Source organism: Cryomorphaceae bacterium (assembly GCA_007695365.1).
Classification (GTDB): domain Bacteria; phylum Bacteroidota; class Bacteroidia; order Flavobacteriales_D; family SKUL01; genus SKUL01.
This window is the reverse complement of the sequence record REDV01000052.1, coordinates 1-25,485: the sequence shown is the minus strand read 5'-3', so window position 1 is coordinate 25,485 and position 25,485 is coordinate 1. Positions and strand designations below refer to the sequence as shown.

Genomic DNA, 25,485 nt, shown 5'->3' with positions numbered 1-25,485 from the left:
CGAATGTTTACCTTTAATCCACCAACTACACCAAATGAACCATAAACAGCAATATACCAGCTACGGGCTACGGGCTACGGGCTACATTAGTTTATAGCCCTGCAAGGTACGCATTACTGTGTAGGTTTTGCGGGCATCCGCCATAGCGCGCTTGCCGCGCTGAACATTCAAACCAAAAAGTATCCTTAGCCCGCTTGTTTGAGCAGGTTAAATCTTGAACCCACAGGGTTCAAACAATCAAATTAACAAACCGCTTTTATCGCATATCAATGACAACACGGTTTTTTTCGCTTTTGCTGTTGCTTGCCTCAAGCAACTTGTTTGCTCAAAATTTAGTACCCAACCATAGTTTTGAAGAGTTTGTAGATGGCTGCCCGAGTACCTTTAATGGTACGGTGGCCTTAGGGTGGGAAAGATGGGCTCAATCACCAGACCTTTTCAGTACTTGTGTGGACCCACAGAATTTCAGTGACTCATTGGGATGGGTGCCCTGGAATGGTCTAGGATATCAATGGCCAGCAGATGGAGAATCTTATGCTGGGCTATTTGCTCACGGGCAGGTGGGTGCCACCGAAAACTTTAGAGAGTATCTTGGCTGTCAATTGCTGGAGCCCTTGGAGTTAGGAGAAACCTATTATGTGTCCTTTAAAATAAGTTCGGCAGAATTCGGACATTACTATTGGATCACCACTGCATGCAACAGGATGGGTGCGTATTTCACCACCCAGGATTACCATTGGCAACAGAATCCACTTTCGATACCCAATTTTGCTCATATCTATGAACAAAATATTGTTTCGGATACTGAGAATTGGGTAACCATTTCCGGGTCGTTCGTGGCAGACCAGGCATATACCCATATGGGGTTAGGAGTGTTTTATGACTTTGATTCTCTTGATGTGATAGTCACCCACCCGCATCCATTGGGAGGATTGGGTTCGTATTACTTCATCGATGACGTTTGCGTATCCCGATTTCCGGTCTGTGACGTGGCTACCTATCATGATGAAAGTCTGAGTACCAGGAATGAGGTTAAAATGTACCCCAATCCAGCCAGAGATCTTGTTTATGTAGAATCTTCAAGTACGATTTTGAGTATCGGTTTACAAGAGTTTTCCGGCAAATGGATAAGGAGTGAAGAACCTCACGGGAGTAACAAAATTTCAATGGATCTGTCTGGAATTCCATCGGGTATTTACATTCTGGAAATTAGAACAGCGAAAGAACTTGAGCGAAAAAAACTGGTGGTTGTGCGTTGAGCGGTAAAGGCACAACAATCAACAAGATGAAAAATACAATTCAATACCTATTAGCTGGGGTGTTACTTATTGGAGTGACAGCCCATTCAAGTGGACAACATTGGAACACAAATGGAAACACGATTTTAGGAGGCGAATGGTTTGGCGCGGATGCTGCCAGTACCATAGCGTTGGATATCCGCCATCGTGCTAATTTTCCCATGTTCTTTTCAACCAACAATACCAACCGCATGAGTATTCTGCAATACGGTAATGTTGGTGTCGGCACCTTTCAAAACCCCCTCTCGCGCAAGCATTAGCGCAGCGGTGCTTGTGTGGAAAACGTATCACTACACCTTGTTTGTGGATGATGAACTGCTTGTAAAACGGGCGATAAAGGTTCAAGACTGATGGCATGAAACTCTCGAATAGCACTACTTAAACCCCCGAAGCAGGTATTGCGGCGGGGGTTTTTGCTTTCTTCATTTTCTGAATTCTCAACCAGCCTGGTTCCTATTGGCTAATCGTCTAATCGTCTAATCGTCTAATTGGCTCATTGGCTCAAGCTCCCTTACCGAATTCCAAAAAGTTGATCAAGCGAGAATTTGCCGCTACCGCGGGCAAAAATCACGACGTAGCCCAAAAGATACAAAAGTGCCATTTCGCGCTTGCCAAAGGGGTCGCCGGCGTGGGCTACAAAAGCTGCAACAATCATGGTAATAATCAGTGGAATGACAGCATAGCGGGTGAGCAGTCCGAGCGCTACCAGGGCTGAGCAAAATACCTCAGCAAAAACAGCGAGTATCAGCGAAGGGAGGGCGCCAATGCCAAGCGGGTCAGGAAATTGCTGCGAGCCACTCAGTAGTTTTTCCAGCTTAGGATATCCGTGGGTAAGCATAAATAGACCTAGTCCCACGCGCAGCAACACGTGCGAGAAGTTGAGCAGACTCGGGTAGGCTTGTTGTTTCAGGAGAATTTTCATGTCTTATATTCAGAGGTTGCACCAAAAGTTTCCCGGTAAAGGTCGAAACTCTCCTGGATGATTTGCATGGCTACGGAGCGCGATTGAAAATCCTCAACCTTAACTTCTTTCTTTTCGAGTTTTTTGTAGTACTCAAAAAAGTGCCGCAGTTCTGAGATAAACGGTGGCGGCAGCTCGCTGATTTCGCGTATATGCTGGAACATGGGGTCGCCGGCAGCCACTGCAATGATTTTATCGTCGGTTTCGCCGCGGTCCAGCATACGCATCACCCCGATGGGGACAGATTCCACCACGCAAAGGGGCACGAGTGAAGCCTGCGAAATCACCAGGATATCCAACGGGTCTTTGTCGTCGCAGTAGGACTGTGGAATAAAGCCATAGTTTGCAGGATAGTGCATGGCGGCGTAGAGCATTCTATCCAGCGTAATCAAGCCGGTTTCCTTGTGCAGCTCGTACTTAGCCTTGGAGCCGGATGGTACTTCAATGATGCCCATTACGGCATCGGGATTGTTCTTGGCGGTTGGGGAAATGTGGTGCCAGGGGTGGGGCATAGTATCTGTTTTTTAGTTATTCGTAAATGAGGCTTTCAAGTTCCAAAGCCAGTTGAGTGAGGTCCTGTTTTACAAGGTTTACGTTTGATTCAACCTGGTCGTGCATATCGGCGCGGTAAAACAATTCGTCGGAGCTGTATTTACCAATTTCACCGAAATACTTTTGCTCAAACTCCTGTTGTTTTTTGGGGGATTTCAAATCGAACTGACTGAAGCTTATCCAGCGTCCTACAATCTGATCGCGAAGGGTGAACTCGGGATGGTCAGAGATCTTCGGGTGGTTGAGATATCTCCAAACAAAAGACGGGAAAATTCCATCCTTGTCTTCTCCTGTCCAGATAGCTTTGAGTGGGTTGCGCGGGTGGTGAAACTCAACTTCATTGCCGCTTTTGAGGATAAATACCCCTAGTACGGCTTCCGTTACACCAACGCCAATACCGATGTATTCTACAGAAATGGTCTCGGGGTTGTTGAGCAGCAATACGCCGGATACAATCGCGCCCAATGCTCCGATGGTAATGGCCGATACCGTGAGACGGGTTTCACGACGACTCTCTATACCACTGATGTAGGTGGCAATCTGGTCGCAGCGTTCTTCTTCGCAGTCCAATTCAGATGCAATTCCCGAAACAGCCAGTGAGGCTATCTGAATGCGGTGCTGAATGCGCATATAGCTTTCCAGCAATTGAATCCGATTGGAATCATCAGGCTCTTGTTTTTGAGTCAGCAGAATACGGTGGAATTGATTAATCAATCCATTGATGCCCAGAACTTCCGCCATTAAAACACTCCGTTCGCTGAGCATTTCCGGACGAAGAATCGGAACGCTGTCGGGTTGCCAGTGGTTGTTTTGGCTTTGGGTTTGAATCTGGCAACTGCTATTGGCGAGTTGATTTTGAAAGGAGCTGTATTTTAGTCCCTGACATCCAGTTAAAAGCACAAAAGTAATCGTGCAGAAGAGTACCGCTGAACGAGAAAGTCTCATGTACGACAAAGGTAGAAAAACGGCTTTGAAGGCGAGGTCTTTTAAAGACTGGGCGGAATAACAAAGCCGGCGGTAAGGGAAATGAAATTCATGTTGGCATTTCCGCCCTGGTACATGCGGGTTGAGCCGTGTTCGTATCGAAGGTCGAGGGTAAGTACCGTGAAGTCAATGCCCAGTCCGGCATTTACACCCACGCCAAAAGTGGAGAACTCGGTAGCCGCCTTGCTCAGGCGCAAATCATCACTTTGGTCAAGCACCACAGAGGTTACAAGGCCTGCACTGGCACGCACACGCAACAGGCCATCCGTACCGGTAACATAGAACCCAAAGTTTAGGGGTACTTTAAGTTGACTTACCTGCAGTTCGGCATCGGTGTAGTTGCTTAGGTCGGTGAGGTCGTTGAGCTCATTTACACGCATGCGCGCCTGGTAAAAATGGGCTCCGGGCTGAAAGTAAATCCAGCTGCCTGAGGCACCCACTCTCAAATCCATACCGAGATTGTACCCGCCCAGCATCCCCACCGTAGAAATGCTGTCGTTGTCGGTATTGACCTGCGAAGCGTGTATGCCACCCTGTAAATGAACCTTGAGTTTTTGCGCATAGCCGCTCGTGGCGAGGACCAGTGCCGCCATACAGAACAAGGTTCGGAGTGTAATTCGTTTGTTCACAGCTCTGAGTTGTACGTACTCAACAACACAAAGATACTTTAAAACTTGAGTTGCCAGCATTTTTTGGGTTAGCGTTGCTTTACGAGGCATAAAAACGACAAAATTGTGGCATTTCTTCACACCCTTACGGGTTCAATTTCCATCACCAACCCGGCTTTCGGCAGTCCTTTTTCTTTGAAGTTATTACGGTCTGAAAGAGAGTAGATAACATTAGGATCCCTGCCGGGCTACTGCGTTTTTGACCGCCCAAAAACAGAAAAGGATGGGATACTCAAACCAAATTCACTTCCTGCTCCATCTTTACACCAAACTTGTCCAGCACAGATTGCTGCACCCGAAGTGCGTGTGCGTGAAGCTCTTCACCGCTCGCTCCGCCATAGTTTACCAGAACAAGTGCTTGCTTTTGGTGCATGCCGCAGTTGCCTACTCGTTTGCCCTTCCAGCCGCATTGTTCTATCAACCAGCCTGCTGCAAGTTTTACACCGCCCGGAGCAGGGTAGTGGGGGGCATCGGGGTGCTCTGCTTTGATGCGCTCAAAATCGCTCTCTGATACAACGGGGTTTTTGAAAAAACTGCCCGCATTGCCCAGCACTTTGGGGTCGGGGAGTTTACTCTGGCGGATGTTGATGACGGCCTGACTTACGGCATCCAGTGTAAGTTCTTGTACGCCCATTTTTTCGAGTTCCTGCTCAATGGCGCCGTAGCTGATGTTGAATGTGGGCTTTTTGCTTAAGGTGTAACGCACCCGCACAATGGCGTATTGATCGCGCAGGGCCCGCTTAAACACACTTTCGCGGTAGGCAAATGCGCATTCCGCAGCGGTAAACGTGCGCAGATCTCCGCTTGCCAGTTCAATGGCATCCAATGAATGGAAGCAATCCTTAATCTCAACGCCATAGGCACCTATGTTCTGCATGGGGCTGGCACCCACATTACCGGGTATGAGCGAGAGATTTTCCAATCCACCCAACTTTTGGCTGATGCTCCATCGCACCAGCTCATGCCAGTTTTCTCCGGCTCCGGCTTCGATTACTGCGTGGTTTTCATCCTCTGCCACAATGTGCCGACCCATAAAATCCATTTTCACCACCAGCCCGTTTACCGGACGTGTGAACAGCAGGTTGCTGCCCCCTCCCAGGATGAGTCGCAGGCTACTTTCAAAGCTCGTATCTGTCAGCAATGCGCGCAGTTCTTCGTCGCTCTTTACATTTGCAAACCAGCGTGCAGACACGTCTATACCAAAGGTGTTGTAGGGGCGAAGTGAAACGTTGCTCAATACTTCCATCGCCTGCAAAATTAGCGGCTCGAAGCCAGAAGGGCTTTGGCCTTCACGAATCTTATCAACACAAGAGTGTAGCAGAACAAAGGCATGCCGTATCTTCGCTGCCTGTGAAGCGCGTCATCGTATCGGTAACCAATGATTTGTCAACAGACCAGCGGGTTGACAAGGTGATTGGAAGCATCCGCAAGCTCGGTGCTGAGGTTTTGCTCATCGGACGCGCTCTGCCCGATAGCTTGCCGCTCGACCGCCCCTACCGATGTATTCGCATGAAGCTGTTCTTCAACAAAGGACCGGCATTTTATGCGGAATACAATCTTCGCCTGTTTTTCTTCCTGCTCTTCAACCGTGCAGATGTTCTTCTTGCCAACGACCTTGATACCCTGCTTGCCAACTACCTGGCTTCAAAATTTAAACGCTGCCAATTGGTGTACGACAGCCATGAGTATTACACCGAAGTTCCTGAACTTACGGGCAGGCCACGAGTGCAGCGCATCTGGCAGCGAATTGAAACAAGGATTTTTCCCAAATTGAAGCACGTGTACACGGTGAATGACTCCATCGCAAACATTTACCGCGAAAAGTATGGAGTACCCGTAAAGGTGGTTCGGAACCTCCCCACCGGGCAGATCGTTGAACGTTTTTTAAACCGAAGCGAACTCGGCTTGCCCGACGACGCCTTCGTGATGGTGCTTCAGGGAGCAGGGATCAATGTGGACCGTGGCGCCGAAGAAATGGTAGCAGCAATGAAATGGTTACCCCACTGTTTTCTGGCCATTGTGGGAAGTGGGGATGTAGTAGAACAGCTCAAAATGCAGGCAAAAGCCGTTGGTGTAGAGGACCGGATCTTGTTTCGGCCGAGAATGCCCTACACCGATATGATGCAATACGCCCTGAACGCAGACCTTGGCCTCAGCCTCGATAAAGACACCAATCTCAATTATCGTTTCAGTTTGCCCAACAAGGTGTTTGATTATCTGAGAGCAGGCATTCCGGTGCTGGTGAGCAATCTGCCAGAAATTAGCAAGGTGGTAAAGACATACGACGTAGGCGAAGTGCTTGAAGAACACAGCCCGGAGCACATTGTACAAGCCGTTAAAAAAATTCTAAGTACGCCTGAAACGCAGAACCGATGGAGGGAAAACACTAAGTTTGCAGCGCAGGCGTTGAACTGGGAAAACCAGGAAGAAGTGCTGTTTGAGATCTGGAAACCGCTTGTCTGAAAATCACCTCCATATCGTAGCTTTCGACGTGCCCGCTCCTCCAGATTACGGAGGGGTCATTGACGTATATTACAAGGTAAAAGCACTTCATAAACTAGGGGTAAAAATTCACCTGCACTGCTTTGATTACGGCCGTGGCCCCAAAGCCGAACTCAAAAAATACTGCCACAAGGTTTGGTACTACAGGCGCAAAACGCGCAAAACCCTTTTGCTTCATAAACTGCCTTTTATTGTGGTTTCGCGAAGTCACCGGGGGCTGTTGCAACGCCTTCTGCAAGACCAGCACCCCATTTTATTTGAGGGCCTGCATTCTTGCTTTTTCCTGGACGACCCCAAATTGGCTCATCGCATCAAGCTTGTGCGCAATCACAACGTAGAGCACGAGTACTACCTGGCTCTGGCGCGTGCCGAACAAAATGCATTCAAAAAAGCGTACTTCTCGCGCGAAACCATGAAGCTCAAGGCTTTTGAGCCTGTTCTGCGTCACGCTCAGTTGTTGCTGGCCATCTCTCCCAACGACACGCGTCATTTCTCCCGTCGCTACGGAAATACGGAGTACCTGCCGGCTTTCCATCCCGAATTTTCGGGGCAATTCAACCCAAACAAGGAGCGGGTTGCACTGTACCACGGAAACCTCGGAGTGGCTGAAAACGACAAAGCTGCACGTTTTTTGGTATCGGAGGTATTTGCCCATAGCCCGTTTCCGCTGGTGATTGCGGGCAACAATGCTTCCGTAGAGTTAATTCGATTGGTGAATGAATGCGATAATGTAACCTTGCTGCAGGATGTCAACACCGAAGACATTCGTGAATGGGTGCAACGAGCCTGGATCAATCTGCTGCCCACCTTCCAGGGTACGGGCATCAAGTTAAAACTGCTTTTTGCGCTCTACAACGGTGGCTACTGCATGGTGAATTCTACCATGGTAAAAGACACAGGTCTTGAGGAGTATTGCGTGGTGAAAGACAGCGCAGAGGAGATAATCGGTAGTATGGAGGCATTGATGCGCCTGCCTTTTGGAGAAGAGGAGTTTGCGGCGCGGATCAGGGGTTTGCAGGAAACTTTCTGCAACGAAACCAACGCAGCCAGGCTTTTGGATTGGATTAACCAGCTGAAGGAGCAGTAGCAGACTGTTCGTGCAATCTGCCTCCCTCGCACACCACCACCCGCGATGAAAACCGGGTCATGTACTGATAGTCATGCGTAGCCATGAGCACGGCCCGACCGCTGTTGCTGATCTCAAATAGGAGCTGAAGAATATCTTCCGTGGTTGCGGGGTCGAGGTTACCCGTAGGCTCATCGGCCAGAATCAGCTCTGGGTCGTTGAGAAGGGCACGCGCAATGGCCACCCGCTGTTGTTCTCCACCTGATAGTTGGTGGGGCATTTTAAACCCTTTGGTTTCAAGGCCCACGCGTTGCAACACGTGCTCCATGCGCTCGTTCATCGCTTTTTTGTCTTTCCAGCCTGTGGCTTTTAGCACGAACAACAGGTTGTCAATAACCGAGCGGTCCATCAGAAGCTCAAAATCCTGAAAAACAATGCCCAACTTGCGTCGCAGCAAGTGCACTTTGTTTCGCTTGAGCTTGTTGAGGTCAAAGCCAGCAACAATACCGGTGCCGCCCGAAAGTGGTAATTCCCCGTACAATGTTTTCAACAGACTGCTTTTTCCGCTCCCGGTTTTCCCGATCAGGTACACAAACTCACCCGATTTCACCTCAAAGTTAATTTCAGACAGTACGAGGTTATCACGCTGAAAAATTTGTACATCGTTGAGCTGTATGATGTTGGATTCTGTGGACATATTCGGGTGCTTATGGATTGTGCGTATTTCAAAGGTTAAAACCTGTGCGCGTAAAGCCTTAAAGCTACCGAAATAATTTTAACATCGTCACGTTGATAAAAACGATTGTCATTCAAAGCCAGCCGATGGAGCATGCCTACTTTTAACGTGATTAACCTGCGTCATTTCAAAGTATGCATCATCTCGTGGTAAGAGCCATTATTGTATTGTTTCTGTGCTTCATAGGCCAGAACTTGATTGCGCAGAAGCCAGCTTCTCTCACGCATGAGGATCGGGATTTTCGCGAAGGAATGGCGCTTTTTGACCGGGCCAAGTACGGAGCAGCTCAACCGTACTTCACCAAAGTAGTTAAGCGCATCCCCGATAAGTACATGCGTATTCATGTGGATGCGCGCTACATGCAGGCCCTTTGCGCACTGCGTCTTTACCATCGCGACACAGAGCATTTGATGTCGCATTTCATCAAAGAGTTTCCCGAAAGCAAATGGGTAACGCGTGCCAATTTTGAGCTGGGCAGGTACAGTTTTGAGCGCCGCCAGTATCCCAATGCCGTGAAATACCTCGATAAAATCACCGAGGCTGATGTTGAGCCGGATGAACTGGTGGAATATCGGTTCAAGAAAGGATACTCCAACTACAGGGTAGGAGATCTCGACCGGGCACACAACATGTTTTACCTGGTAAAGGATGAGCCGGGTGATTTTCAAATTCCGGCTACATACTACTACGCGCACATCGCCTATGAGCGCGGCAACTATCAGGTAGCCCTCGAAAGTTTTCAGCGTATTCAAAACGACCCTTCTTTTAAGAGAATCGTACCTTATTACATTGCGCAGATTTACTTTATGCAGCGGCGCTTCGACGAATTACTGGAGTATGCTCCTGCACTGCTCGACACAACAAAGGCTCAGAAAAGTGAAGACATAGCCAAACTGATTGGCGTGGCTTATTTTGAGAAGGAAATGTTTGAAGAGGCCGTTCCCTACCTCGAGCAGCACTACCTTTATTCGGGCCGACGCAACCGACAGGACGCATACCAACTTGGCTACGCCTTATATCGCACCGGCGAATTTGCCCGCGCATTGGAACGATTCAGCGAGGTGAGTGAGGAAGATGATCTGCTTTCGCAAATGACCGCATACCACATGGGACATGCCTACCTTGCCCTCGATCAAAAACCGTTTGCCCGAAACGCCTTTCAAAACGCAGCCTCCTACGAACACGATCTTGCTGTAACCGAAGACGCCCTTTTCAGCTACGCAAAACTCGCATACGAACTCTCATTCGACCCCTTTCACGAGGCTATTCGCGCGTTGCGCAACTATCTGGAAAAGTACCCCAATTCTCCCCGCAGCGAAGAAGCATACGAGTTTCTGCTCGATATTTATATCAGTACCCGAAATTTTGAAGCCGCGCTGGATGCTCTGGATAGAATAGAGAACAAAAACTTCCGGGTGCGATCGGCATACCAGATGGTGGCGTTTAACCAGGGTGTGCAACTTTTTCAGCGACGAAGATTCAGGGAATCGCTCGATTACTTTGCGCGAGTTAATAAATACCCCATTGATCCTAAGTTGAATGCGCTTTCAGTTTACTGGATGGCCGAGGCAAATTACCAGCTAAAAGAATACGATGAGGCAGCCAAACTCTACAGCGGCTTTCTCAAAATGCCCGGTGCCTTCACCAGCGGAGTGTACGAAAAGGCATATTACGGACTCGGTTACTGCCAGTTTATGAACCGGCAATACGCACAGGCGGCCATTAACCTTCGCAAGTACGTGGAAAGCGCCAAACCGGGTTCCCGGCGCGTGAACGATGCCCTGTTGCGTATCGGTGATTGCTACATCGTTGAAAAAGATTACCCCCTGGCCGTTAAGTACTATGAGAGGGCTCTGGCAATTGGCCAAAGTGATAACGACTACGCACTTCATCAAATGGGTCTGGCTTTCGGCTTGATGCGTGATGAGACCAGGCAGGTGGAAACCTTCCGACGCCTGATTAAAGAATACCCCAGTTCACCATTGGTGGTGGGGGCCCGTTTCCAATTGGGTAATGTGCTCATGAACCAGCGCAACTACAGCGAAGCGCTTACCGAGTTCAACCAGATTATTGAGAACTACAGCGGTAACGTATATGTGCGCAGGGCGCTGTTGCAGAAAGGACTTATTCAAATCCGTCAACGAAATTTTGAGAACGCCCTGGCGACATTCAAAATGGTTGTTGAACAGTTTCCTACCCTCGACGATTCGCGCGAAGCCATTGCCCGTATCGAAGATATTTACGTGGAACTGGGGCGTATTGAAGAGTATAACTCCTGGGTGTCGGGGTTGAAGTTTTACGATGTTACCACTACGCGACTCGACTCCATCACCTACGCCGCGGCAGAAAACAAGTATGTAAACGGCGACTGCGAGGGTGCCATTGGCGGATTCAGAGACTACCTCGAAAAGTATTCCGGCGGAATTTTTGCCCTCAATGCCAACTTCTATATGGCGGAGTGTCTGTTTGAAAAGAAACGCTTCGAAGAGTCGCTGGTGGGATACAATTACGTCATTGATCAGCCGCTCAATAAGTTTTCAGAATCAGCATTACTTGCAGCCTCGTCTATCAATTACAACCTGGGTCATTATGAAACTGCCCTCGACCAATATGCCCAGCTCGAAAAAGTGGCCGAGTTTAAGGTTAATGCACTGGAGGCGCTGATTGGTCAGTTGCGCTGCAATTACAAGCTGGGCTATTACACGCAGGCACTGAAGTACGCCGACGCCGTGCTTCAGAGCGAGGGCATACCGGCCACCATCATCACTGAGGCATTGCTGATCCAGGGTAAGGTTCATTTTGACAACCGCGATTTTGATCTTGCCCGCACATCCTTGTCGAGGGTGCACAACGAAAGCAAAGGCACTGAAGGTGCCGAGGCCAAGTACAGGTTGTGCCGAATAGACTTTGAGAAGGAAGCCTACAAACCATGCGAAGCCTGCGTCTTTGCGCTGATCAAGGAATATCCCGGGTATGAATTCTGGAAAATCAAGGCCCTTATACTGCTGGCAGATGCCTACGTGGCAACCGATGATACCTTCCAGGCTAAAGCCGTGTTGCAGAATATTCTCAACAACACCGAAGATCCCAAATTGCGCGAAGAAGCCTCCTCACGTCTAAACAAAATACTCGACGCTGAGAAGGCCGCCGCCCAACCTGAAGAGCGCAGGGTTATGCAACTCGATCTGGGAGGCGAAGATTCAGACACACGCATCTTTGACGAGATGGAGCAGGAAGAAGAAACAGAGCGCCGCGAAGAACGCCGGCAGCGAACCAATCCACAAACCGATGATGAGCAGGAATAAACACATTCTCTTTGTGCTGGCGCTGGTGCTGTTGGTTTTTCCGCTTGCAGCGCAAGACGATCAGTTCGACGAAACGCAGATTGTTACCGGTGTACGTGAAAACGCCGTGAAAAACGCCTTGAAGATTGGCGATATCCCGCAATTGGTAGACACCATAGTGAAGTCGGAGGATATCCGCTACGAATCCATCGGGGCCCGCGCGGAAACCGAGTACCATATCGACACGATTCAGGCAGCACAATTGCGATTGCGCCGCACCCTTGACCGCCTCTACAAGGGCTCCATCAAAGGAGGCATTGGTTTGTACACCACGCCATTCGCTGAATTTCGTTACAACAGCGAGCGATCAAGAAACATGGCTTATGGAGTACTGGCGCGGCATTTCTCCTCCAACGGTGGAATTAACGATGTGGCCAAAAACAGTTACAGCGACAATGAAGTAGATATCTGGGGAAGGCGGTTTTTCCGGCAACACGAAGGTAGTATCGGTGCCAAATACGAGCGCAACATGGTACATTACTACGGTTTTAATCCCGAGGACATTGACTACAACTCGGCAGATATCCGACAGGTGTACAATTACATGGAGGGACGTGCCAACTGGCGCAGCTACTACCGCGACAGCACCAAGCTCAATCACAACATTGACGCGCGCTACTATCACTACATGAGTGCATTCAACGCCCGTGAGAACAACGTGCTGATTTCAGCCAACCTGATACGTTTCATCAACAACGACCTCTACACGCTTGATGCCTCGTTGGATTACAACAACTACAACCGCATGACCAATGTGGAGTTTCCGTATATCTCCGAGCAAACGGGGTCGCAAGCTGTTTCCGAAGAGCGCGTAACCAACAATGCCATTTTAAAGCTGCGTCCGCAGATTGTAAAGCAGGGCAAGAGGTGGCACGCGTTGATTGGTATCGGTATTTACTCGGAGATGTCGAACACCGCGCGCTTCCATTTTTACCCCGATGTAGAGGTGAAGTACAGTTTCTTTGATGATATGCTGATTCCGTACGCGGGTCTTACCGGAAGATTGGAGCGCAACAGCTACCACAGCCTCACACAGCAAAATCCCTTTCTGCTTGGCGATGTAACACTGTTCAATTCCAGTGTTGACTACGAACTGTACGGAGGTTTCCGCGGAAAATTGAGTAGGTCGGTGTCGTTTAATGTGGGCCTGAAACACAACCGAACCCGGGATTTTGCCTTTATGGTGAACGACATGATTTTCTCCAATGAGAACCGTTTTGATTTGATTTACGATCGTGTGGACCAGTTGCGCATTTTTGGAGAATTGACCTTCCTGAGACACGAAAAACTGATGCTCACGGCGCGTGGATCTTATACATCTTTTTCTATGCGCGAACAGGAAGAGGCGTGGCATCTGCCCAATCTTCGACTTGATTTTACCGGAGATTACAATCTGGGCAAGAAACTCTTTGTGCGGTTCGGAATTCATGCTGAGGACGATCGGTTGGCTCGTACACTTTTCGATGTTCAGGGTGCTGAACCATCAGGCGATGCATTTTCTATGAGGCTCAAAGGCTTTGTGGATGCCGACCTCGGATTTGAATACCGCTATACCCAACGCTTATCTGCATACATAGAGGCGCGAAACCTCTTTGCGGCGCGCTATGAGCGATGGTACCGTTTTCCGGTACAACGCTTCCTGTTGATGGGCGGATTTTCCTTCGCATTTTGAGGCCTTAATCACCCTATTTCGCAAGCAAATTTTGGCTGTGACCGATGGAGCGTGATAAACTCAGCCAATTGTTAATAAAATCCGCATAATCACAGGGGTTTTGAGTGATTGTCGGGGTGTCATTTCGTATCTTTGACCACCTGTTTTAAACGCAACAAAAAATGTCAGAAGAAACGAAGAAAAACAACGGATATTCGTCCAGTAATATCCAGGTACTCGAAGGGCTCGAAGCGGTGCGAAAGCGCCCCGCCATGTACATAGGCGATGTGGGGGTGCGTGGATTGCACCACCTTGTTTACGAGGTTGTAGATAACTCCATTGATGAGGCCATGGGCGGCTACTGCGATACCATTTTCGTGGCAATCAATGAAGACAACTCCATTACGGTAGAAGATAATGGCCGTGGAATTCCTGTTGACTACCACGAAAAGGAAAAGAAATCGGCGCTGGAAGTTGTGATGACCGTACTTCACGCCGGAGGTAAATTCGACAAGGATACCTACAAAGTGTCCGGAGGTCTCCACGGAGTGGGTGTTTCCTGTGTGAATGCGCTTTCAACGGATTTGCGCGTGGAGGTGCACCGCGACGGTAAAGTATATGAGCAGGAATACAAAATCGGAAAACCCCAGTACGATGTGCGTGAGATTGGCACGACCGATAAGCACGGAACCATCGTTACATTTAAACCCGATGATAGCATATTCGAAACCACCGAGTACAGCGCAGAGACTTTGTCTAATCGCATGCGTGAACTCTCTTTTCTCAACAAAGGAATTACCATTCACTTTACCGACAAGCGCAATGTAAACGAAGAGGGTGAGGCCTATAGCGTTACCTATCATTCGGAAGGAGGCCTGCGGGAATTTGTTGAATTTCTGGACGAGACCCGTGAGGCACTGATTGCTCAACCGATCTACATTGAAGGTGAGCGCGGAGGTGTGCCCGTTGAAGTGGCCATGATGTACAACACTTCTTTCTCAGAGAATGTCTTCTCGTATGTCAACAACATTAACACCCACGAAGGTGGAACACACCTCGCCGGATTTCGACGGGGGCTTACCAACCAGCTGAAGAAGTACGCTGAAGATAGCGGAATGCTCAGTAAACTAAAATTTGAAATTGCCGGCGATGACTTCCGTGAAGGTCTTACCGCAGTGATCTCTGTAAAAGTAGCCGAGCCTCAGTTCGAAGGTCAAACCAAAACCAAGCTAGGAAACCGCGAAGTTACTGCACCAGTGAGCCAGGCGGTCAGCGAGATGCTGGCTAACTACCTGGAAGAAAACCCGGCAGATGCGCGATCAATCGTACAAAAAGTAATTCTGGCCGCAACAGCCCGACACGCAGCGCGTAAGGCGCGTGAAATGGTACAACGAAAGAATGTTCTGACCGGCTCAGGATTGCCCGGTAAACTTTCTGACTGTGCCGATAAAGACCCCGCAAAATGTGAGTTGTATCTTGTGGAGGGAGACTCTGCAGGTGGAACTGCCAAGCAAGGTCGCGACCGAAACTTTCAGGCCATTATGCCACTTCGCGGTAAAATCCTGAATGTGGAAAAGGCCATGCAACACAAGATTTTCGAGAATGAGGAAATCAAAAATATCTACACAGCCCTGGGGGTGCGCATTGGTACCGAAGACGATAGCAAAGCACTGAACATTGAAGGTCTGCGCTACCACAAAGTGGTAATCATGTGTGACGCCGACGTGGACGGTAGCCACATCGAAACCCTGATTCTTACGTTCTTTTTCCGCCACATGAAGGAATTGATTGAGCACGGATATGTGTACATCGCGACGCCACCGCTTTATTTGCTCAAAAAGGGTAACACGCAACGTTATGCGTGGTCTGACAAAGAGCGCGATGAAATTATTCGTGAAATTGTAGGTGAAGGCAATGAAACCAAAGTGGGTATTCAGCGATACAAGGGTCTTGGAGAGATGAATGCAGAGCAACTTTGGGATACCACGATGAATCCAGAGTTCCGCACATTACGCCAGGTTACCATCGACAACGCCATTGAGGCCGACCGCGTGTTCTCCATGCTGATGGGCGACGATGTTCCGCCGCGCCGTCAGTTTATTGAAGACAACGCCAAGTACGCCAACATCGACGCATAGCGCAACAATTAAAGTTAACGGAGCAAAAAAGGTCAGCCTCGCGGCTGACCTTTTTCGTTTCCAGTTAGAATATTTTTCCTCGTCTTATCTCAGTACCGTTATGTGTCCGGTGTATTTGTAGGTTTCAAGCGTAATGGTGGATGTGATGCGAACTTCGTAGATGTACACCATGTCGCTCACATAGTAGGGGTCGCTTGCGTAGGCACCGTTCCAGCCTTCGTTGATATTGTTGGTGATGAAGACAAGCTCACCCTGCCGGTTGAAAATACGCATCTGAAAATCCTTGAACTCATCAGAATTGGCCACAACCTTGAACAGGTCGTTAATTCCGTCTCCGTTGGGAGTAAAACTGTTCGGAATGAAAATAGAGAGCGTTTCGTTGATAATCACATTGTGCGTAACGCAACCAAAACAACCCTCTGACGACTCCACGCACAAAGTAACCGGATAAACGCCCGCCTCTGTGTTCGGGAAAGTGAAAGTAGGGTTCTGCTCCGTAGAAGTTCCGAGAACCTGGGTCGTGTCAAAAACCCAAAAGTGGCTTTCAAAAGGCTGTGGAATGGATTGGTCAAAGAACCGGATGGTTGTTTCGTCCCATGTGGTGGGGTTGGGCGACATGGTAAACCGTGCATCCACCGGAATAGGCTCCGTAATGGTTACTGTGGTGGCGTTGGTACACTCTAGTGCATTTTCAACAATTACCTGGTAATTTCCGGCGCATAAATCTTCGGTGAAAGGCGCCACATCAAAAGTAATTCCGTTGTCAAAGCTGTAGAGCACAGCATCGGGAGAAATCACCTGGATTTGTCCGTCGCATAGACCGTGACAGGAAATGTCTGTAACCGAAACCTGAATAGCCGGTCTGGGCGATTCAGTGATGGTTGTATTGGCCTGCACAGAGCAGCCGAATTCATCGGTAACAGTAACACTGAGTTCTCCTGCACAAAGGTCGGTTCTTTCCTCAGAAGAGAGGCCTTCCGTGCCTGTTGACCAGTTGTAGTTATAAGCGCCTAAACCTCCCGAAGGCGTAAGGATGGCAATGGCATCACATTCACCCGGGCAGGTTGCGGGTGTATGGGCGAGTACCGCTGTTACGGGATCCATAAACACCACTGTTACAGTGTCACTTTCTTCACAGAAAAGTCCGTTGTTATCTGTCCACGTCAGTACAAACTCTCCACCGGGCGATGGAACTGTAACCACGGTGTTGGGGCTGTTCGGATTGTTGAAACTAACACCGTCGGGTCCACTCCATGTTCCTGTTCCAATGGTGGGTTGCGCGTTGAGGGTAAAGCTAAGATCGCAGGCTATTCCTCCTTGTCCGGCATCGGCAAATGTCTGACAGCAATTGGGGTTACCGGCTTCGAGCACAGTAATGGTCAAATCAGCCGATTTCACACATGGGCCGAAAGTAACTGTGTAGGTGTAGGTAAAGTTTGCCCCATCAGGATAATCTGATGGGTTGAAAGTAGTTCCAACCACGTTTCCGGCAGCATCTGTCCACTCACCGGTGAGCACAGGTGTGCCACCCAATGAGTCGGTCATCAAAAATTCCGGTTCGTTGTAGCAAACCACAATTTCGTTGTCCTGGCCGGGATCCGCCTCAGGTGGAATGGTCACTGTAACTTCATCAGCGGTTGAGCATTCGGGAAATCCAACCTCCCAAATTGTAAGCGTGTAAGTGGTATTTTGGTTTACCATCACCATCGGGTCGGGGATGTTGGGGTCTGAAAGTCCGGTGGTTGGACTCCATTGGAAGGCGTAATCCGGCGATTCGGGCTGACAATCTACCGTGCCCGACCAAATGTTCTGTCCAATCTGAATGGGCGTTCCCGAAAGGATGGTTCCCTGATCTGAAAAGACCACATCCCCGGCCGGATTTACCAGGTTGTATGAAACTTCACTATCCCACGTTCCGCTTTGGGTGTTGATTTGAATGGTTGAACCATGGTTCAGAGGGATGGTGGCTGTACTTTGCAGACCCGTATTGAAAGTGTAGGTTCCTACCGTAACGCCGTCTTGTACGATGGTCACAGAAAAGCCGTTCCACCCATCGCCAAAGGTATCCATCATTTCGAGGGTGTAATCGCAAGTAGGCGGTGGTGGTGGAACACCGAGCACGCCCCCTGCCATTTGCAGAGAATCTTCGCAAATAACCAAATCGGGGCCGGCATCAGCTTCTGGTCCGGGTACAACTGAAATGGTAACGGTAGTATCTTGTTCACATCCAAAGTTATTAAGGGCGGTAAAGGTGTATTCAAAAGTTCCGGTTGCAGTTGGTGTAACTTCAATAGCATTCCCGTCTGCACTTACATTGGTAATATCAGGCCCCTCCCAGAAGGTTGAGTCGCTACCCATTCCTATCACCGGTGTGAAGGTGGTTACGTCGGGGAAATATTCCGGATTAAAGTCAATTCCCCAATAGAACACGTAACCGTTGTCAATAGCCAGGTTATCGGTAATCGTAAGTGTCCAGCTTCCGTTGAGCGGGCAGCCCACAAAGTCACAGAGGTTGCCATCAGGTTGATAGGTGCCCTCAGGCACAATGTCATTGGTGTCCATAAAGCCCGCCTGATTCATAAACGTAACCACGTTTGGCGGCTGGTTATTGACGTTGCCATTCGTTGCTGTTGGTGTCCAGGTGTAGGTGTAACCAATGCCGGGTACATTTTGGCCGGGTAAATCAAGCGGATCATCCACCGCCTCTCCAAGATAGGTGGCTCCTCCACCATTTGGCCAGTTCAGGATGCTAACTGTTGTACCATCCGGACAAGACAGCGTGATACCCAAATCTCCAAGGAAGGAGTGCTCCATGTTGACGAATACCCCTAAAAAGTCATCGCAGCTTTGCAGGGTGGCTCCGGGTTCAAAAAAATCGAATGTCAGTGCAGTGCTGTAGGTGAAACCTGCGCCATCTGCAAGAAAAGTCATACCTGCCACCACTTGGGGTGGAAGAGCCGTCCATGTTATGCTCTCAGGATTGGCTGAAATACTGGCAGTTGCTCCCAAGCAAATTTCAAAGTCTTGTTCAACATTAAAAATGGGCACGGTACTTACCAGTACCTGTAATGGATCCAGGTTAAGGCTTGAGCAACCGTTGTCGTCCACTACCGTGAGCGTTACGATGTACTCGCCCGGCTCGTCAAAGCTATGCTGAACAACAGGCCCCGTGGTTTCATCTACCGTCCCATCGTTGAAATTCCAAACATAGTTGGCAATCTCAAATCCGGGTTGAGCGAACGAGCCATCGTCCGAAAAGGTAACTACATCGCCGATACAAACTCCGATACTTTGCTCATCTCCACTGGGCACAGGATCGGAAATTACAGATGCGGCAATGGGAGTTGCACATGGTGTAGTACAGCTAATTTGTGCTTCCCAGCCGGGGAACTGCCCCCCTGTGTTTCCGTTGGGGTTGGCCTGAAATACGAAGGTGAGGCACCCTGAAGGGTTGTTGATGGTTGCAGTAACCGCCAGCCCCTGAAGTTGCGTGCCGGTGTAAGAACCCAGCGAATTGGCTGTAGCGTCCGGCCCGTCGAAAATGAATAGCCTGTCGCTGTTGTTCGGATTCGGACTTGTCCAAAGACTGAATGCAAAAAACTCAACCTGAACGACGTCTTCCGGGTTATCAGGACAGATTGTAAAGGTATAGGATGTGGTTGAATAAGGACCCCCACCTGTTCCTCCATCATCATAGAATAAACCGCCACAAGTGTTTACGGTTCCATCTGTGATAGGGAAATCCTGCCCCACTGCTGATTGAAAAACAGCCAGGAAAAGAACGGCTAATAGAAGTTTAGTTTGTTTCATTCGTTATTACTCTCAGGTATAGATCTGAATTGCTCCATAACAGATGCATTGGAATAGATTACCAACACTTTTCCGCTGTTGCCAATTTTAAAGTACTGGTGATCGTCTTGCCTTACTTGAAATTCGTAGGCAAACAGGTCAATGCCTGCATCAAGGATGCTCTCAGTAAGCGGAGGGTAGTTGCTGTTGATGGGTTGCACTTCTAAAGCATCGGGGAACTCCGATACATCTTTCATGCCCTGCAGATCTTGAACCACGTATCCATGTTCGTTTTGATAGGCGAGAAAATCAAGCTTTTCAGAGCCCTGAACAGATGCAATGGCGTCTGCACCAAATCGGTCTTGCAATACATCCTGGGCTGAAGAACTCAGGGTCAAATTTATGAGCAAGAAGGAGAGTATAAAATGAATTTTAGTCTTCATAATGCTGTTACATATTCGACGATTAAACTGGCAGCAAGTTGTTTTGAAAATCACGTCAATATTGGGCTCAAAGGTACGAAGTCAACGGATAGAATGGGGGCCGAATTCACCTTCTAAATCATACTCCTACCGAATCAGTGTTACGGTGCCTTTAAACTCACTGATTTCTGTGCTGAACATGCTTCCAACCTTGAGCGTCCAGACATACACCTCGTTAATGCCGTAGTAATTCCCTCCCGGATCACTGCCGTTCCATTTTTGCCCGGGGTCGGTTGTGTGAAATACCACCTGGCCATTGCGACTGAAGATGGTAAACTCAAAGGTCTCGGGGCGATAGTAGAGCATCACCGGGCCGAATAGTTCATTGATTCCATCGCCATCGGGGGTAAATGCATTGGGAATGTGTACCACGAGCCTGCCAATCACTTCGATTATCTGCAACTGCTGGTTGATGCAGCCTGTTTCGTTGTTTGTAACTTCAAGCATCACTTCGTAGAAGCCTGCCTGCCCTTCGGGGAATACAAATGTTGGGCGTCGTTGTGAAGAAGTGCCCAGTTCGTCAAATGTCCATGCATAGGATAGGTTTCCGGATGCAGAAGGGTTGAAAGAGACCGCGGTGAAATCGGTGGTGACGGGATTGGGCGAGTAGCTAAACGAAGCCGGCGGCCCGGGGTCAATAGTGGCCAGCATTGTGCTAAAAACAGTGCAAGCACCATTGCTCACAGCCAAGGTGTAGGTCTGGTTAAAGGGCTCGCTTCCTGTGGCATCGAGAATAAGGGTGGGCTGTGATGAAGTAGGGTCGCTCAGTCCGGCGGCCGGGCTCCATAAATAGCTGAGTCCTGGCAAGGCTGGAGTGCCAATTACGGGAAAAGAGTCGCTTGTACACCGAAAAACATCACTCAGAATAGGAGGTTCCGGGGAAGGAAGAACCTGTGCAGTTACAGATTGATTGACTTCCTGCAAACAGGATGGGTCTGAGCTGTAAGCAACGGAAATAAGGGTAAATAATTCTGCGTCTTCAGGTTGGATGGTCTGAGAAATGCCGGTTACACCCTCTTCAATCACAAGTTCCGAACCCGTGCTGAATACCAAGTCCACAGCCTGCGTTTGCCCTGTGGAAATGACCAATTGCGTGGTTTCGCCTTCGCAAATAATGGGCGGTTGAAGCGAAATTTGTGCCGAGGGCAGAGGTACAACACTCACCGTTACGTTCTGCCCCTGAATATTCTGGCTGCAAAAATCATCACTCACGCTGAGGATGGTGTAAATGCCTTCATTAGAGGTTTCAATGGTGCCTTCTCCGTTGATAAGGCTGATGTTTTGGGTAGATCCGCCGCTGATCTGATAGCTTACCGTAATATTTCCAGCTCCGGATCCATTAAACTGAATAAGGGCTGTTTCATCGGCGCAAATCGTACCCCCTCCCGAAATGGTAGCAGTAGGCAAGGGCTGCAAGGTGACCTCCACAACACCCGACACCTCGCCAGGGCAATTTTGATCTGAAACCTCAAGCAAGCTGTAGGTGCCGGAGCTGCTTACTTGCAAAGTAAGCGTATTCGAGTTGGAGTTATTCGCCCCCTGCGAAACTCCGTTGATGGCGTATTCATAACTCCAGGGACCTGTGCCGGTAAAGGCTATCTGCGGACCTTCGTCATCACCTTCGCAAAACAGCCCGCCGTTGCTCAGCGTAGCCGTAGGTGTCGGAAATGCTGTTACCTCGACGGTTCCTGAGACGTCTCCGATGCAATGCGCGTCCTCTACGCTCAACAAGGTATAGGTTCCGCCTTCACTCACCTCTATGGAGAGGGTAGATTCAGCAGCGCTCCAGTTCCCACCCGGATTTCCATTCAGCGCCCACTCCATATTCCAGGGTGGGGTACCGGTCAACGTAACTGTAAGCGTTGCAGTTTCTCCTTCGCAAATCGCTCCTCCACCTGAAAGGCTTGCTACAGGTGTGAGCTGAAACACAACCGGAGTACCTGCACCTACTGAAAGACATTCATCCGTTAAATCCATGTCGCCACCAGGAAGTTGGTTACCTGCAACCGGTGAGATGTAGTAGGTTTCGCCATAATTGAGATTGGCCTGGTAGCTAAAAGATGGTTCTGAGTTTTGGCCCAGAACGTTCCCAACTACCTCACCGGGCAAATCGTGAAGGATAAAAGCAAGTACGTCATTTCCGTCAAGTACTTCATCACCGTTGTGCAGGGCATTGGCCACCTCTGTGCCACAGGCACTGATCGCATCCCCTTGCATAGTGCCGGCCCAGGTATCACAAGAGCATTCATGTTCACCTTCAATCACTACGGGGCCACATCCGTTTGCATCGTCCATCAGAAACGTGAAAGAGTCACCACTGTTTATTTCGTTGCTTGTAAAGGTATTACCGGTAATCGTTCCACCCCCCTCAACAGTGTACGTTCCCGCGTCGCCCCCGCTGATGGTGAAACTTACCGTGTAGGCATCGTTGGTTGCATTGCATGAAAAATTCAGATTGCCAAATGCAGGTGGTTCAGCAATGGTGATGGTGGCCTCACCTGATACGGTTCCGTCACAATCGGGGTTGCTGGTGCTCACAACCGAAACCAAAGTATAGGTGGTTGAATTGTCCGGGCTGACATTTTCCTGATGCCCGTTTAGAATTCCGTTCAGGCCGAAATTATCCTCACCATCGGTATATACCACGTTGAAAGGACCGTTGCCAACCAAGGTGAAAGTTAGCGAGGCCAGCTCACCCAGGCAAACAGTGGTACTTCCTGAAATGGTGGCTTCGGGACCATCTACAATGGTAAAAACGGCACTTCCGCTTACCGATCCTTCGCAAAACGGCGCTTCAGCGTAACTTACAGAAACCAGTGTATACGTAGTGTTACTTCCTGGCGAAACTGAGACAGAGTGTCCGTTCGTAATTCCGTTAAGTGTAAAATTGGTACTTCCGTCTGTGTACACTGCATCAAAGGTTTGGTTAGTGGGAAGCACAAAGCTGATCAAGCCGTCTTGTCCGGGGCATAATTCGCCGCCGCCATCTATTTCAGCAACCGGGGCTTCAATGAGTTGGGCCGTAATGGTATTACCGGTGTTAACGCAGTTAGCATCTGAAACCTGCAAGATCTCAATCGTTACGGTACCGGAAGGAGAATGACTCTCGGTATGGCCGTTGTTGATGTTCTGCAAGTTGAATTCCTCTCCATTCACTGTGTAGCTCAGGTCAAACGGGCCTTGCCCGCTGAGTGAAAAGTTTAGTTCCAATTCAGCTCCTTCGCAAAAATCATCTGCTGAAACGGTGGCCTCGGGCAGGGGAAGTTCAGCAATGGTAACTGTTGCCTCGTCGTTGCAAGAGGCATCTCCCACCGTGTATGTGTAGGAGCCTGTTTCATCCACTCCCGGAGTAAACATGCTTCCAGAAACATTGCCAGAAGGAGAAGTCCAGAAACCTCCTGTATTAGCTCCCGGAAGTGCGTCGAATAGGTCGATAGGGCCTGCGTTGCTGCAAATTTCCACTGTGGCATCGTTGCCGGCAAAGGGTACATCAATGATTGATACATCCACTGTGGCGGAGCCATCGCAAGGCTCGTTACCCACCGTGTAGGTGTATAAACCGGGGAGGTCATTAGCTGGGCTGAACTCACCGCTGAAAGGATCGCCCAGGGGGTCTGTCCATGAACCACCCCCTCCAGGGGTGCCCTGCAGAAAGCCAAAAAGAGAAGTTGGAGGATTGCTTTCGCACAGTACAACGCTTCCATCTTCACCGGCATCGGCGTTGGGGGTAATGGTGATTTCTACTTCGGCCGAACTTTCGGGGCAGCCGGCTGTGCTTACGGTATAGATGTACACTCCGGGCATTGATGTACCGGGGGTGAATATTGGAGGTACCTCAGTACCTGTGGGTGAGGTCCAGACACCGCCAGCATCTCCGTTGGTGATGAGGTCAAACAGGTCGAAAGGAGGAGTGCCTTCACAGAAAGACTCTGCACTTCCGATTCCTGCTTCAGGAGCGGGAAAGGTGCTCACCTCAACGGTTGAAGTAGCATCACAATCGCCGTCATCAAAGGTATAACTGTACGTGCCATCAGGACTGCTTCCTGGAATGAACACCCCATCAAATGCACCTCCTCCCGGAGCTGACCAGGTTCCACCGGCCGGACTTTCAGTAAAGAGATCAAAAAGATTCTGCGGGTCTGAGCCGTCGCAAAATTCAGCGCTGAGCGATTCACCGGCACAGCAATTGAGTGTGGCTGAAAGAGCGGGAGGAACTGCCAGCAAATCACCGTTTACGTTGCATGAAAAACTGTTCCATGAACCTGATGCATTGTCGCCCAGAATCAGGAAGTTAATATTGAGGTTGGTGCCCTCAAGTGCACCGTTCTGGCAGTCGGTTACGGTGGTTAGGGTGATACAGAAATTGAAAACCCCAAAAGCGCAATTATCCCCAAAATTATTTCCGGGATTGCCATCACCTCCTGTGTCGTAAAAGATGCCGGGGCCGTGTGTTCCTGCGCTTCCTGCAGTTCCTGTTACGCTGTTATACCAGCCCCAAACTCCATTTCCGCTGCACGAATTGGGAGGCTGAACCTGTAAACTGCTCATTTCCCATCCGGCCGGAATGACAGGTACAATGCCGTGCGCCCAGGTTGACCCACTTTGGGTGTAACTAAATTGCCCACAAATCTGAACAGTTTGCCCAAGTTCGTACTGCCCGTTCACGGGAGGTGGGTTGAGGGTATATGCAGTGTTGAAGATGCACTGGGCAAAGCCCTTACTGGTTTCAATACCGCTGTAGGCCAGCAGTATGAAAGCAATCATCCAATATTTGCGAACAACTAACCCCACCGAATGGAATTTCCACGTAATGAAATGCAAAGGTAGTGAGGCAACATCAATTCACAGACGAAATTCAACAATTCAAGTTGCACAAATGAATGTTCAAAATCAGCCAGATGATGGAACAGCAAAGATGTGGCGGTGACTTCGACTACGCCAATCACTGCTACAATGGATCTGTGTTTTGATTCTTACCTCACCAGTGTTACATGCCCTGTAAACACATCAGCCTCGGTGCGGTAGAGTGATTTTACTTTCACCTTCCATGTATATACCCCGTCTGGGGCGTAGTGGGAGCCGTTCATACCGCTTCCGTTCCACTTCTGGTTCACGTCGTTGGTGTAGAACACGGTTTCGCCCCAGCGGTTCACAATGAAGAATTCGTAGGTGGATGGGTCAATGCCTTCCATTACAGGTCCGTATAGGTCGTTGATGCCGTCTTCATTGGGGGTAAAGGCGTTGGGCATGTAAAAGATGAAGTCTCCGTGAATTTCCAGCGGTAAGCACACCTCGTCGGTACACCCGTCAAAGG

The 25,485-nt window shown here is 49.4% G+C and carries 16 protein-coding genes; 6 read left to right on the top strand and 10 right to left on the bottom strand.

Annotated elements, in window-relative coordinates:
• Positions 1 to 269: 269 nt before the first annotated feature.
• Positions 270 to 1,259 (top strand): T9SS C-terminal target domain-containing protein, encoded by a 990-nt coding sequence (locus EA392_02925; protein ID TVR40922.1) that lies wholly within the window; start codon positions 270 to 272, stop codon positions 1,257 to 1,259.
• A gap of 550 nt (positions 1,260 to 1,809) precedes the next feature.
• Here EA392_02925 and EA392_02920 read toward each other — a convergent pair.
• From EA392_02920 to EA392_02900, 5 genes are all read right to left on the bottom strand, one after another.
• Positions 1,810 to 2,220, bottom strand: a complete 411-nt coding sequence (locus EA392_02920) for a DoxX family protein (GenBank protein ID TVR40921.1) — start codon at positions 2,218 to 2,220, stop codon at positions 1,810 to 1,812.
• A complete protein-coding gene (locus tag EA392_02915; protein TVR40920.1) occupies positions 2,217 to 2,771 on the bottom strand; it encodes an inorganic diphosphatase in 555 nt (184 codons plus the stop codon). Before EA392_02915 ends, EA392_02920 begins: the two co-directional genes overlap by 4 nt.
• Before the next feature lie 16 nt (positions 2,772 to 2,787).
• Positions 2,788 to 3,756 carry a hypothetical protein gene (locus tag EA392_02910; GenBank protein TVR40919.1) on the bottom strand — a complete coding sequence of 323 codons (969 nt, stop codon included), beginning with the start codon at positions 3,754 to 3,756 and terminating at the stop codon, positions 2,788 to 2,790.
• Positions 3,757 to 3,797: 41 nt separating this feature from the next.
• A complete protein-coding gene (locus tag EA392_02905) occupies positions 3,798 to 4,514 on the bottom strand; it encodes a PorT family protein (protein TVR40918.1) in 717 nt (238 codons plus the stop codon).
• Positions 4,515 to 4,695: 181 nt separating this feature from the next.
• On the bottom strand, positions 4,696 to 5,709 hold the full coding sequence (locus EA392_02900; GenBank protein ID TVR40917.1) for a UDP-N-acetylmuramate dehydrogenase: 1,014 nt from the start codon (positions 5,707 to 5,709) through the stop codon (positions 4,696 to 4,698).
• A gap of 98 nt (positions 5,710 to 5,807) precedes the next feature.
• Here EA392_02900 and EA392_02895 point away from each other — a divergent pair, with 98 nt between their 5' ends.
• Together EA392_02895 and EA392_02890 are read left to right on the top strand one after the other, a co-directional pair.
• Positions 5,808 to 6,926, top strand: coding sequence for a glycosyltransferase (locus EA392_02895; protein TVR40923.1), 1,119 nt, complete (start codon positions 5,808 to 5,810; stop codon positions 6,924 to 6,926).
• Entirely contained in the window at positions 6,919 to 8,052 is a 1,134-nt protein-coding gene (locus EA392_02890) for a glycosyltransferase (protein ID TVR40916.1), read from the top strand. The genes EA392_02895 and EA392_02890 overlap by 8 nt, the downstream gene beginning before the upstream one ends.
• Here EA392_02890 and EA392_02885 read toward each other — a convergent pair.
• Complete coding sequence (locus EA392_02885) at positions 8,030 to 8,728, bottom strand: ATP-binding cassette domain-containing protein (protein TVR40915.1); 699 nt, start codon at positions 8,726 to 8,728, stop codon at positions 8,030 to 8,032. The genes EA392_02890 and EA392_02885 overlap by 23 nt on opposite strands.
• Positions 8,729 to 8,901: 173 nt before the next feature.
• On the opposite strand from EA392_02885, the gene EA392_02880 reads away from it, so the two are divergent.
• The 3 genes from EA392_02880 (at position 8,902) to gyrB (ending at position 15,900) form a co-directional block, all read left to right on the top strand.
• The gene (locus EA392_02880) at positions 8,902 to 12,072 is read left to right on the top strand and encodes a hypothetical protein (protein TVR40914.1); all 3,171 of its coding nucleotides are present in this window, start codon (positions 8,902 to 8,904) and stop codon (positions 12,070 to 12,072) included.
• Positions 12,073 to 12,085: 13 nt separating this feature from the next.
• On the top strand, positions 12,086 to 13,783 hold the full coding sequence (locus tag EA392_02875) for a hypothetical protein (GenBank protein ID TVR40913.1): 1,698 nt from the start codon (positions 12,086 to 12,088) through the stop codon (positions 13,781 to 13,783).
• 161 nt (positions 13,784 to 13,944) lie between these two features.
• Entirely contained in the window at positions 13,945 to 15,900 is a 1,956-nt protein-coding gene (gene gyrB, locus EA392_02870; protein TVR40912.1) for a DNA topoisomerase (ATP-hydrolyzing) subunit B, read from the top strand.
• A gap of 84 nt (positions 15,901 to 15,984) precedes the next feature.
• Here gyrB and EA392_02865 read toward each other — a convergent pair whose 3' ends face one another.
• The 4 genes from EA392_02865 to EA392_02850 form a co-directional block, all read right to left on the bottom strand.
• Complete coding sequence (locus EA392_02865; GenBank protein TVR40911.1) at positions 15,985 to 19,710, bottom strand: PKD domain-containing protein; 3,726 nt, start codon at positions 19,708 to 19,710, stop codon at positions 15,985 to 15,987.
• Positions 19,707 to 20,087: a hypothetical protein gene (locus EA392_02860; protein TVR40910.1), complete on the bottom strand. Its 381-nt coding sequence runs from the start codon at positions 20,085 to 20,087 to the stop codon at positions 19,707 to 19,709. Before EA392_02860 ends, EA392_02865 begins: the two co-directional genes overlap by 4 nt.
• 171 nt (positions 20,088 to 20,258) lie before the next feature.
• Entirely contained in the window at positions 20,259 to 24,962 is a 4,704-nt protein-coding gene (locus tag EA392_02855) for a hypothetical protein (protein ID TVR40909.1), read from the bottom strand.
• 182 nt (positions 24,963 to 25,144) lie between these two features.
• Positions 25,145 to 25,485 (bottom strand): hypothetical protein (locus EA392_02850; GenBank protein ID TVR40908.1); only part of this gene is annotated, 341 nt, incomplete at its 5' end.